Origin of the sequence: Streptomyces sp. NPDC002055 (assembly GCF_040296705.1) — a bacterium.
Taxonomy (GTDB): Bacteria; Actinomycetota; Actinomycetes; order Streptomycetales; family Streptomycetaceae; genus Streptomyces.
In genome coordinates, this window is record NZ_JBEOXS010000027.1 from 41,071 (window position 1) to 52,062 (window position 10,992).

Sequence of the window (10,992 nt, forward strand, 5' to 3'; positions counted from 1 at the left end):
CCCAGCACAATGGGCCCGTGCCGCCGGCAGGCGGCGGCCGGTGGCGGGAGGTGCTGTGAAGTACGGCGTACTGGGCACGGGCGACGTGGGCCGCACCCTCGCGGGCAAGCTCGTGGAGCTCGGCCACGAGGTGGTCCTCGGCTCCCGCAGCCCGGACAACGAACGGGCCCTCGCCTGGGCCGCGGAGGCCGGCCCGCGGGCCGCCGCCGGGACCTTCGCGGACGCCGCCGCCTTCGGCGAGGCGGTCCTCAACGGTGTCAACGGGCGGGCGGCGCTCTCCGCGCTCGACGCCGCGGGGGCGCGGAACCTCGACGGCAAGCTGCTGGTCGACGTCTGCAATCCGCTGGCCTTCGAGGAGGGCCGGCTGCGGCTGTCCCCGGTGGAGAACGACAGCGTCGGCGCCCAGATCCAGCGGACCTTCCCCGGCGCGCGGGTCGTCAAGGCGCTCAACACCGTCAACTGCCAGGTGATGGTGGACCCGGGCCTGGTGCCGGGCGACCACCAGCTCTTCATCTGCGGGGACGACCCGGACGCGAAGGCGCGGGCGGTGGCGCTGGTGGGCGCGTTCGGCTGGCCGCCGGAGCGGGTGATCGACCTGGGCGGGATCGAGGCGGCGCGCTGCACCGAGATGCTGATGCCGTTCTGGATCACCCTGATGCAGCAGTTCGGGCATGCGCAGTTCAATTACGAGATCCGGCGGGGCGTTCCCTCGTGAACTCCCGGCCAGTTCCCTCTTGAACTCCCGCTACTGGCCGGTAATCCTTGCTGACACCGCGTCTCACCGCATCGACATCCGCTGACGAGGAGCTCCCCCATGCCCACAACGGCGGCCACGGTCTCCGTCCCGCTCGCCCTCTCCCTCGGAGGGCACCGGGTGCCCGTCGTCTACGAGCGGCGCGGCAGCGGCGAGCCGCTGCTCCTCCTGCACGGCATCGGCCACCACCGCCAGGCTTGGGACCCGGTGCTGGACGTCCTCGCCACGGAGCGGGACGTCTTCGCGGTGGACCTGCCCGGCTTCGGCGAGTCCCCTGCACTGCCGGACGGCCTGCCGTACGACCTGGAGACCGTGGTCCCCATCCTCGGCGCGCTCTGCGAGGCGCTGGGCCTGGACCGGCCGCACGTGGCGGGGAACTCCCTCGGCGGACTGCTGGCCCTGTGCATGGGCCGCGAGAAGCTGGTCCGCTCGGTGACCGCGCTCTCCCCCGGCGGTTTCTGGACGGAGGCCGAGCGCCGCTATGCGTTCGGCCTGCTGCGCGGCATGCGCCTGGGGTCGCGGGCGCTCCCGACACCGGTCGTCGAGCGGCTCTCCCGCACGACCGCCGGACGGGCCCTGCTGGTCAGCTCCATCTACGCCCGGCCCGGACGGCGTTCCCCGCAGGGCGCCGCCGCGGAGACCCGGGCGCTGCGGGACTCGACCGGCTTCCGCCCCACCCTCGCCGCCGGCCGTCACGTACGGTTCGGCGACGACATCCCGGGCCTGCCCGTCACCGTTGCCTGGGGCACCCGGGACCTGATGCTGCTGCGCCGGCAGGGCATCCGGGCCAAGCACGCCATCCCCGGCACGCGCCTGATCCGCCTCCCGGGCTGCGGCCATGTCCCGATGAGCGACGATCCGGCGCTGGTCGCCCGGGTCGTACTGGACGGCAGCCGCCCCGCCGACGCCGGGCAGCGGCCCGCGGAGCGGACGGAGCCCGTGGAGCGGGTGGCCGACTGAGGCGCGTGGGGCCGTTCCGGGGCACCGTGTCCGCGGCGGTGCCGGCCGCTGGTCCCCACGAGTGGCGGTGACACAGGCGTTCCTGATGAAGTGGCGGATGCCGTCGGCGCGCCGGTGCGGGCCGCGGCGCACCGACCCCGCGCACCCGGACCCGAGGAACGAATCCGCCATGACGCAGACCACCCCCGCCGCATCCCCGCCGGACGGCGACGGCGGCGCATCCGCCTCCCTGCCTCCGCGCACCCCCTGGGGCGTCGCGTGGCGTGCGGCGGTGGTGCTCGTCGTCGCGGTGTGCGGCACCGCGGTGGGAGGCTGGTGCGGGGGCCTGCTGATGCGGTTCGAGGACGAGTTCGCGAGCGGGCCCGCCTTCGTCGCCGCTCTGCCCGCGGCGGTCCTGGCCGGGAGGTGGCTGCGGGCCGGGAACGGCTTTCTGTCCGGTGCGCTGCTGGGGCAGGTCCTCGCCGCCCTGGCGGTGGCCGAGCTCCTCCACAGCCACCTGGTGTCAGCGGCCCCGCCCTATCTGCACGACAGCGGCTGGGCACGGTTCGAGGGGGCCCTGGCCGCCGTGGGAACGGCCGTGATCCTGGTCTCCGTGGTCTGGGGCGCGATCAGCGGCCACCTGCGGCCGCGCGACCCCGCGGCCGAGACGGCGCGGCGGGCCGGGGCCTGAGCGGGGCGCCCGGATGCGGCGTCAGACGTTCGACCAGGTGCGGGTGGAGAGCACCAGACGGTAGCCGTCGGGGTCCTCGACGGTGACGCCCCACTCCTCCCAGTACGGGTTGTGGGCCAGCACCCGGCGGCCTCCGTGGGCCTCCAGCCGTTCGACGAGCTCGCCGGGGACCTCCGTGCCCAGATAGATCACCAGCAGGTCCTCTGCCGTCGGGCGGGGCACCACCGGGTCGTGGGCGTCGTGCACCAGCTCCAGGTGCCAGGCGGCCTCCGGCCGGCCGACCATCAGCAGGGCGTGCTCCCCGGACGGCGCACCGGGGCCGGGCTCGTGGCGGAAGAGGACCGTCAGGCCCAGTCCGCCGCACCAGAAGCGCTCCGCGGCGGCGAGATCCAGCGTCGGCCGGGCGATGCGGATGTGTGCGTCCGGGGTCATCGGTGCTCCTCTGGTACGGGTCCGCGGGTGATACGGATGCGCGGGTGATACGGATGCGCGGGTGGTTCGGGTCCGCGAGTGGTTCGGGTCCGCGGGCGCCGCGGACTCCCCTGGTGACGGTAGCCCCGGTGATCACCGGGCGCGATCGGCCGTCGGACCGGCGTCCGGGGCCGGGAGACGGAGGCCGGGAGTCCGAGGCCGGAAGACGGGGGCCGGAAGACGGCGCCATGGCTCCGTCCGCGGACCTGCGACCGCCGGGCGGGCGGCCCTTCCGGTGAACGGGCGATGTGTCATGGCTCTTCCGGTCAGGGGGTGGTGAGCAATTCACTGGACGTTCGGTTCGGCGGCACCTCGCACCGGTGGCGACGGACGACACTGCGGTCAGTCGGGCAACGTGAGCAACGGGAGGGTCTCCATGGCACAGGAATCCGGGCACGGCGTCGGGCGGCGGTCGCTGCTGAGGGGCGGAGCCGCGGCGCTCGCTCTGCCGTCCCTGGCGGCGGCCGGGGCGGAGACTGCGCGGGCCGTGCCCCGGGCGGCGCCCGCCCAGTCCCTCGGGGGCCGGCCGGCCGCCCGGTGGGGCGTGCAGACCGGGGATGTCACCTCCTCCTCGGGCCTGGTCTGGGTGCGCTCCGACCGGCCCGCCCGGATGGTCGTGGAGACCTCGGCCACCGAAACGTTCCGCTCGGTGCGGCGGTACCCCGGGCCGCCGGTCGGTCCGGACACGGACTGCACCGGGACCACGGCGCTGCACGGGCTGCCGCCCGGCGAGCAGGTGCACTACCGGGTCGTGCTGGCCGATCCGGACGACCCGCGGCGCACCGGTGAGCCGGTGTACGGCACCTTCCGTACGGCGCCCGTGCGGCGCCGGGACGGGGTGCGGTTCCTGTGGTCCGGTGATCTCGCCGGGCAGGGCTGGGGGATCAACCCGGACCGCGGCGGCTTCCCGATTTTCGAGGAGATGCGCCGCCGGAACCCGGACTTCTTCCTGTGCAGCGGCGACTCCGTCTACGCCGACGGCCCGATCGCGCCGAGCGTCACCCTGCCGGACGGCCGGATCTGGCGGAATGTCACCACCGAGGAGAAGGCGAAGGTCGCCGAGACGCTGGCGGAGTTCCGCGGGAACTTCCGCTACAACCTGCTCGACGAGCAGCTGCGCCGCTTCCACGCCCAGGTGCCGGGCATCGTGCAGTGGGACGACCACGAAGTGCTCAACAACTGGTATCCGGGCGAGATCCTGGACGACGCCCGCTACACCGAGAAGCGGGTCGATGTGCTGGCGGCCCGCGCGCTGCGGGCGTTCGGCGAGTACACCCCGGTCCGGACGCTGCGGGCGAACGGCGAGGGCCGGGTCCACCGGGTGGTGCGGCACGGTCCGCTGCTGGATGTGTTCGTGCTGGACATGCGGACGTACCGGAACGCCAATTCGCCCGGCCGGCAGCCGGCGGACGCCCAGGGGATCCTCGGCGCGGAACAACTGGCCTGGCTGAAGCGGGAGCTCTCCCGCTCCCGGGCGGTCTGGAAGGTGATCGCCGCCGACATGCCGCTGGGCCTGGTGGTCCCGGACGGCCGGACGGACTACGAGGCGGTCGCACAGGCCGACCCCGGCGCGCCGCTGGGGCGGGAGCTGCAGATCGCGGAGCTGCTGCGGCACATCAGGTCACGCCGGATCACCGGCACGGTCTGGCTGACGGCGGATGTGCACTACACCTCGGCGCAGCACTACGCGCCGTCCCGGGCGGCGTTCCAGGACTTCGCGCCGTTCTGGGAGTTCGTGTCGGGTCCGCTCAACGCGGGCGGCTTTCCCGCGCTGAAGCTGGACGGCACCTTCGGTCCGGAGCAGGCCTTCGTGAAGGCTCCGGCGCGGGCGAACGTCTCACCGCTGGAGGGCGGACAGTACTACGGGGAGGCCGAGATCGACGGGGACGGCGGGGAGCTGACGGTGCGGCTGTGCGAGGAGGGCGGCACGGTGCTGTTCACCAAGGTGCTCCGGCCGGGGCTCGTGGGGCAATGATCCGGCGGTCCGCGCGGGCGGTCGGCCGGGAGCCGTCCGCCGCCGGTCGGCGCCGGGAGGCTGACGGGAGGCGCCGTATCCCGGCCGAAGGGGCCACTGCCCGTCGGGAAAAGCACCTCGCCACCCTCGGTGAACCATCAAGAAATGGCTGAAAACAGGCAGTAGTCGATCAATTATGCCCTTAACCCATCGGTCACAAGGCGTTCGTGATCACGCAACACCGGTCCGGCAGGGTGACTGCATGACTGACGTGAATTCCGCCAAGCACACCCGCCGCCCGCACCACTGGCGGCGGGACCTCGTCGAACTGGCCGCCCTCTTCACGGCCGTCGCGGTCGCCGACGCGATCGCCAATACGGTCGCCCACGCCCCCAGGGGCCCGGTCCTGCTGGTCGCCTCGGCCGTGGCCCTGGCCGCCACGGCGGGCTTCCACACCTGGTGGGCACGCCGGCACAGCCATGCCCCGCCCGGTGGCACCGGGACCCGGAGCGATACCGGTGCCGCGGCGCCCCCCGGCGCCGCGGCACCGGAGCCGGGGCACGGCGGCACGTCGCTGTGGCGCGTCCGCACGACCGTACGGGACGAGCCGGGCAGCCTCGCCGAGCTGTGCACCGCTCTGGCCCGGCACCGGGTGGACATCCTGACGCTCCAGACCCACCCGCTGTCCGACGGCACGGTCGACGAGTTCCTGCTGCGCGCCCCGGCGGCGCTGCCGCCCGCGGAGCTCACCCGGGAGATCGCCGCGGCCGGCGGCAGCGGCACCTGGGTCGAGCGGGCGGACGCCCACGACCTGGTCGACACGCCGACCCGGGTGCTCAACCTCGCCACCCGGACCGCACTGGACGCGGCGGAGCTCCCGCTCGCGCTGCGGCAGTTGCTGGGCCGCTGCACCATCCACTCGCTGCCCGCCCGGACGCTGACCGGGCAGCCGCTCGCCGACCCGGTGCCCGAGGAGGGCGTCCTGGAGGAGACGGTGCTGCGGCTCCGCGACCCCTCCGGCGGGTCCATCACCGTCGAGCGGCCGTATCTGCCGTTCACGCCCACCGAGTTCGCCCGCGCCCGGGCCCTGGTGGAGCTGGACGCCCGGCTCGGCCCGCGGGTGCCCGGCAGCCGGGACGTGCTGACGCTCCCGGAGGGCAACGAGATCACCGTGCGGCGGGCCGGGAGCACCGATCTGGCCGCCGCCCGCGAGATGCACGACCGCTGCTCGACGCGGACCCTGAGCCTGCGCTACCACGGTCCGGTCGGCGACGCGGACCGGTACCTCGACCATCTGCTCAGCCCCCGGTACGGCCGCACCCTGGCGGCCCGGACCGCGTCCGGCCGGCTGGTCGCCCTGGGGCACCTGCTCTGGGACGGCGACGAGACCGAGGTGGCGCTGCTGGTCGAGGACGACTGGCAGCGCCGCGGCATCGGCGCGGAACTGCTGCGCCGGCTGGTCGCGCTCGCCGGAGAGGCGGGCTGCGACAGCGTCTACGCCGTCACTCAGGCGGCGAACACCGGAATGGTCGCCGCCATGCGCGGTCTCGGCCTCCCCCTCGATTACCAGATCGAGGAGGGCACGCTGGTGATCACCGCACGGCTGGATCCGGCACCGGTGCGTCCGCGCCCCGCGCAGCAGCCGGCCGAACGCTGAACGGCGCGCCCAGAGCGGCGTCGAGGTCCTGCCACAGGTCCTCGACGTCCTCCAGGCCGACCGACATCCGCAGCAGCCGGTCCGAGACTCCGGAGGACCGGCGGTCGTCCGCGTCCACGATCCGGTGGCTGATGGACGCCGGGTGCTGGATGAGGCTGTCGACGCTGCCGAGGCTGACCGCGGGGGTGATCAGCTGCACCCCGGCGATCACCTCGTGCGGGTCCCCCTCGACCTCGAAGGCCACCATCGCGCCGCCCAGCTTCGGGTAGTGGACCCGGGTCACCCGCGGGTCACCGGCCAGCCGCTCGGCGAGCAGGGCCGCGGTCGCCGAGGCGGCCCGTACCCGTACCGGCAGCGTGGCGAGCCCGCGCAGCAGGAGATAGCCGGCGAGCGGGTGGAGCACCCCGCCGGTGGCGAAGCGGACCTGCCGCAGCTTCCGGGCGAACTCCTCGTCGCAGGCCACGACACCGCCGAGGACGTCCCCGTGGCCGCCGAGGTACTTCGTCGCGCTGTGCAGCACGATCCGCGCCCCGTGCTCGGCCGGCCTCTGGAGCACCGGGGTGGCGAAGGTGTTGTCGGCCAGCAGCGGCACCTCGCCGCAGGCACCGGCGACGGCCCCGAGGTCGACCTCGGCGAGGGTGGGGTTGGCCGGAGACTCCACCATGACCAGGCCGGTGTCGGGGCGTATGGCGTCGGCGATGCCGTCCGGGTCCACCCAGGTGACCTCGCTGCCGAGCAGGCCCGCGGTCAGCAGGTGGTCGCTGCACCCGTAGAGCGGGCGGACGGCGACGACGTGCCGGAGCCCCATGCTGCTCCGGACCAGCAGACAGGCGGTGAGCGCGGCCATGCCACTGGCGAAGGCGACCGCGCTCTCGGTGCCCTCCAGGCGGGCGAGGGCCGTCTCGAAACGCGCGGTGGTGGGGTTGTCGAGCCGGGAGTAGACGGGCGGGCCGTCCGGCCGCGCGCCGGTGGCGGCGAACGCGTCGATCCGCGCGGCCTCGGCCCGGCTGTCCCGGGACGGGTACGTCGTGGACAGGTCCAGCGGCGGCGCGTGCAGACCGAGGTCCGCGAGGTCCTCACGGCCGGCGTGCACGGCCTCGGTGCTGAGCGAGCGGGGTGATGTCGCAGCAGTCGTCTCCATGACCCGATGCTGAACGCTCACCGGGATCTGGCGGAAAATCGCCGTGCTATGTTCGGCAGATGGCCGATTCCGTCCCTTTGGATCCGGTGGATCTGCAGATTCTGCGGCTCCTGCAGAACGACGCCCGGACCACCTACCGGGATCTCGCCGCCGAGGTGGGCGTGGCGCCGTCGACCTGTCTGGACCGGGTGGCCCGGCTGCGGCGGTCCGGGGTGATCCTGCGGCACGAGCTCCGGCTCGACCCCGCGAAGCTGGGCCGGGGGTTGGAGGCCCTGCTGCTGGTGCAGGTCCGGCCGCACCGCCGGGAACTGATCGGCCCCTTCGTCGAACGGGTGCGGGCGCTGCCCGAGTCCCGGGCGCTGTTCCACCTGACCGGGCCGGACGACTACCTGGTCCACGTGGCGGTCACCGGCACCGCCGACCTCCAGCGGCTGGTCCTGGACGAGTTCACCTCCCGGCGCGAGGTCGCCCGGGTCGAGACGCGGCTGATCTTCCAGCAGTGGGAGTGCGGGCCGCTGCTGCCCCCGGCCCCGCAGGGGTAGCCCGCCGCCGGCGTCGACTCCATCCGCCGGACCGGGTGCGCCGCAGCGCGCGCCTCTCCGCCCAGGCGGGCCGGGCGCCGGACCGGGCCGCCCGGAGTGTCCGCGAGGCCCGCCGCGGGAAGGTGGATCATGACCCGACCGGTAGTGACGCGGTGCCCGACCGCGTACGAGGATGGAGCCCATGTCCGACATCAACAGCAGCCCGTTGCCGCGTCAGGTCGCCGACGCCTACGTCGACGCCCTCATCGAACTCGACCCGATCACCGGCACCTACCTGGGTGTGGCCGCATCGTCCGGCAGGCTCCCCGACTTCTCCCCCGCCGGGCAGCAGGCACTCGCCGACCTGGCCCGCGACACGCTGGAGCGGCTGACCGAGGCGGAGACCCGGCCGGGCGCCGACACCGACGCCGAGCGCCGCTGCGCCCGGCTGCTGCGGGAGCGGCTGACCGCCGAACTCGCGGTGCACGAGGCCCAGGAGGGGCTGCGCGCCGTCAGCAACATCCACTCCCCCGTGCACGCCCTCCGCACGGTGCTGACCGTGACACCCACCGGGACCACCGAGGAGTGGGCCGCCGTCGTGCAGCGGCTGCAGGCGGTGCCCGCCGCGCTGGACGGCTACCGCGCCTCGCTCGCCGCGGGGCTCGACCGCGAGCTGCCCGCCGGGCCGCGTCAGGTGGCGACCTTCATCGAGCAGCTGGACGACTGGGTGGGCAAGGACCGCAGCTGGTTCGCGGAGTTCACCGCCGACGGCCCGAAGGAGCTGCGCACCGAGCTCGACATGGCGGCCGCCACGGCGACCGCGGCCTTCGCGGACCTGCGGGACTGGCTGCGGGACGCTTACGCCCCGGCGGTCGAGGGCAGCCCCGACACCGTGGGCCGGGAGCGCTACGCCCGCTGGTCGCGGTACTGGAACGGCACCGACCTCGACCTCGACGAGGCCTACGCGTACGGCTGGTCGGAGTACCACCGGCTGCTCGCGGAGATGCGCGCCGAGGCGGAGAAGGTCCTGCCGGGCGCGGCCACGCCGTGGGCGGCCATCGCCCACCTCGACGAGCACGGCACGCACATCGAGGGCGTCGAGGAGGTCCGGGTCTGGCTCCAGGGCCTGATGGACGAGGCCATCGACCAGCTGGACGGCACCCACTTCGAACTCGCCGAGCGGGTCCGGAAGGTGGAGTCGCGGATCGCCCCGCCCGGCAGCGCCGCCGCGCCCTATTACACCCAGCCGTCGGTCGACTTCTCCCGGCCGGGCATCACCTGGCTGCCCACCCTGGGCGAGACCCGGTTCCCGGTCTACGACCTGGTGTCCACCTGGTACCACGAGGGCGTCCCGGGGCATCATCTCCAGCTCGCCCAGTGGGCCCATGTCGCCGACCGGCTCTCCCGGTACCAGGCGACGGTCGGCATGGTGAGCGCGAACGCCGAGGGCTGGGCGCTCTACGCGGAGCGGCTCATGGACGAGCTGGGATTCCTCCGCGACGCCGAGCAGCGGCTGGGCTATCTGGACGCCCAGATGATGCGGGCCCTGCGGGTGATCGTCGACATCGGCATGCACCTGGAGCTGGAGATCCCCGCGGACTCGCCGTTCCACCCCGGTGAGCGCTGGACGCCCGAGCTGGCGCGGGAGTTCTTCGGCCTGCACAACGGCCGTCCGGCGGACTTCCTGGACAGCGAGCTCATCCGCTACCTGGGCATGCCGGGCCAGGCCATCGGCTACAAGCTCGGCGAACGCGCCTGGCTCACCGGCCGCGAGGCCGCCCGGGCGGCACACGGCGACGCCTTCGACGCCAAGCAGTGGCACATGGCGGCGCTGTCGCTGGGCTCGCTGGGCCTGGACGACCTGGTGGACGAGCTCTCCCGGCTCTGACCACCGCAGTGGCCCTGTCGGCGGCCGGTCCCGGGGAGGTGTCCCGGAACCGGCCGCCGGGGGTGCGGGCGGTCCGGTCCGGCCCGGATCCCCCGCGCATCGGATCGGCCCGTCGTCGGTCGGTCGCTGGTCGGTCGGGCGGTCGGGCGGTCGGGCGGTCGGGCGGTCGGGGCAGTGCGCCGGATCGCCGCAGCGCACCGGGCCCGCGGCGCTCCCCGTGTCCCGGGCGACTCGCACGGCGCCTCCGGTACCCGGAGAAACCTTTCCCACCTGCATCGCTGCGCGATCCGGTACCGGAGCAGTACCGTAGCGCCATGCCCGCTCTGAACATTGATTTCAGCGACGAAGAGCTGAGCGAGCTCCGTGAGGCGGCGAAGGAGCGAGGGGTCACGCTCAAGGCGCTGGTGCGCGAGGCCGTCACCGACGACCTCGCCCAGCGACGTGCCATGGCCGAGGCATCCCAGGTGTTCCGGTCCTTCGTCCGGGAGAACGCCGACGCGTTCGACGCGGCGTTCCCGGACGACGCCCCGGCGGAGCGGCGGAACCGGAGCGGGAGCGTCTGACAGGTGGATCTGCATATCGACATCCGCTGGCTGCTGGCCCGCCAGACGGAGATCCTGCCCGGTGACCCGGGAGTCGACGACTACTCCTCCCTGGTGGCGGCCGTGGCCCGGCACCGGGTCAACACACCCCGGTTAGGGGAGGAGGCCGACGCCGCCTGGCGGGCGGCGGCGCTGCTGCACACCCTGGTGCAGCTGCGCCCGCTGCCCTCCCGCAACGCCCTGTTCGCCTGCGGTGTCGCCGTGGCCTACATGCACGCCTCGCACGAGGGCATCGACCCGCCGTACGGCGCGCTCATCGAGCTGGTCAAGGACCTGCAGTCCGGTGAGTCGACGGTCTACGACGCGGCGGGGCGGATCCGGTCCTGGCGGATATAGGCGGTCGGCCGCCGGCGGCCGGCTCGTGGCGGGCGGCG

General features: G+C 74.1%; 11 protein-coding genes. 9 read left to right on the top strand and 2 right to left on the bottom strand.

The window, feature by feature from the left end; translation table 11 throughout:
* Positions 1–55 precede the first annotated feature (55 nt).
* The 3 genes from ABT112_RS18490 to ABT112_RS18500 all read left to right on the top strand — a co-directional run bounded on the left by ABT112_RS18490 (position 56) and on the right by ABT112_RS18500 (position 2,384).
* Positions 56–715 carry an NADPH-dependent F420 reductase gene (locus ABT112_RS18490; RefSeq protein WP_351510825.1) on the top strand — a complete coding sequence of 220 codons (660 nt, stop codon included), beginning with the start codon at positions 56–58 and terminating at the stop codon, positions 713–715.
* Positions 716–814: 99 nt separating this feature from the next.
* On the top strand, positions 815–1,714 hold the full coding sequence (locus ABT112_RS18495; RefSeq protein WP_351510826.1) for an alpha/beta fold hydrolase: 900 nt from the start codon (positions 815–817) through the stop codon (positions 1,712–1,714).
* Positions 1,715–1,883: 169 nt separating this feature from the next.
* Entirely contained in the window at positions 1,884–2,384 is a 501-nt protein-coding gene (locus tag ABT112_RS18500) for a hypothetical protein (RefSeq protein WP_351510828.1), read from the top strand.
* A 21-nt stretch (positions 2,385–2,405) separates the two neighbouring features.
* Here ABT112_RS18500 and ABT112_RS18505 read toward each other — a convergent pair whose 3' ends face one another.
* Positions 2,406–2,816 (bottom strand): VOC family protein, encoded by a 411-nt coding sequence (locus ABT112_RS18505; RefSeq protein WP_351510830.1) that lies wholly within the window; start codon positions 2,814–2,816, stop codon positions 2,406–2,408.
* 415 nt (positions 2,817–3,231) lie between these two features.
* Between ABT112_RS18505 and ABT112_RS18510 the strand changes: the two genes are divergently transcribed.
* Positions 3,232–4,830, top strand: a complete 1,599-nt coding sequence (locus tag ABT112_RS18510; protein ID WP_351510832.1) for an alkaline phosphatase D family protein — start codon at positions 3,232–3,234, stop codon at positions 4,828–4,830.
* Positions 4,831–5,071: 241 nt separating this feature from the next.
* Positions 5,072–6,466 carry a GNAT family N-acetyltransferase gene (locus ABT112_RS18515; RefSeq protein ID WP_351510834.1) on the top strand — a complete coding sequence of 465 codons (1,395 nt, stop codon included), beginning with the start codon at positions 5,072–5,074 and terminating at the stop codon, positions 6,464–6,466.
* Here the strand turns inward: ABT112_RS18515 and ABT112_RS18520 are convergent.
* Entirely contained in the window at positions 6,402–7,607 is a 1,206-nt protein-coding gene (locus ABT112_RS18520; RefSeq protein WP_351510836.1) for a trans-sulfuration enzyme family protein, read from the bottom strand. The two genes, ABT112_RS18515 and ABT112_RS18520, sit on opposite strands and share 65 nt — an antisense overlap.
* A 59-nt stretch (positions 7,608–7,666) precedes the next feature.
* On the opposite strand from ABT112_RS18520, the gene ABT112_RS18525 reads away from it, so the two are divergent.
* From ABT112_RS18525 to ABT112_RS18540, 4 genes are all read left to right on the top strand, one after another.
* Positions 7,667–8,149, top strand: a complete 483-nt coding sequence (locus ABT112_RS18525) for an Lrp/AsnC family transcriptional regulator (protein WP_351510837.1) — start codon at positions 7,667–7,669, stop codon at positions 8,147–8,149.
* Positions 8,150–8,330: 181 nt separating this feature from the next.
* A complete protein-coding gene (locus ABT112_RS18530) occupies positions 8,331–10,016 on the top strand; it encodes a DUF885 domain-containing protein (RefSeq protein ID WP_351510839.1) in 1,686 nt (561 codons plus the stop codon).
* A gap of 314 nt (positions 10,017–10,330) precedes the next feature.
* On the top strand, positions 10,331–10,579 hold the full coding sequence (locus tag ABT112_RS18535; protein WP_351510841.1) for a hypothetical protein: 249 nt from the start codon (positions 10,331–10,333) through the stop codon (positions 10,577–10,579).
* Positions 10,580–10,582: 3 nt separating this feature from the next.
* On the top strand, positions 10,583–10,954 hold the full coding sequence (locus ABT112_RS18540) for a toxin Doc (protein WP_351510843.1): 372 nt from the start codon (positions 10,583–10,585) through the stop codon (positions 10,952–10,954).
* The last annotated feature ends 38 nt before the right edge of the window (positions 10,955–10,992 follow it).

Coding starts and splice junctions, on each gene's coding strand:
- ABT112_RS18535 (WP_351510841.1), top strand. CDS start 10,331: ATGCCCGCTCTGAACATTGATTTCAGCGACGAAGAGCTGAGCGAGCTC.
- ABT112_RS18530 (WP_351510839.1), top strand. CDS start 8,331: ATGTCCGACATCAACAGCAGCCCGTTGCCGCGTCAGGTCGCCGACGCC.
- ABT112_RS18500 (WP_351510828.1), top strand. CDS start 1,884: ATGACGCAGACCACCCCCGCCGCATCCCCGCCGGACGGCGACGGCGGC.
- ABT112_RS18510 (WP_351510832.1), top strand. CDS start 3,232: ATGGCACAGGAATCCGGGCACGGCGTCGGGCGGCGGTCGCTGCTGAGG.
- ABT112_RS18520 (WP_351510836.1), bottom strand. CDS start 7,607: ATGGAGACGACTGCTGCGACATCACCCCGCTCGCTCAGCACCGAGGCC.
- ABT112_RS18505 (WP_351510830.1), bottom strand. CDS start 2,816: ATGACCCCGGACGCACACATCCGCATCGCCCGGCCGACGCTGGATCTC.
- ABT112_RS18515 (WP_351510834.1), top strand. CDS start 5,072: ATGACTGACGTGAATTCCGCCAAGCACACCCGCCGCCCGCACCACTGG.
- ABT112_RS18525 (WP_351510837.1), top strand. CDS start 7,667: ATGGCCGATTCCGTCCCTTTGGATCCGGTGGATCTGCAGATTCTGCGG.
- ABT112_RS18495 (WP_351510826.1), top strand. CDS start 815: ATGCCCACAACGGCGGCCACGGTCTCCGTCCCGCTCGCCCTCTCCCTC.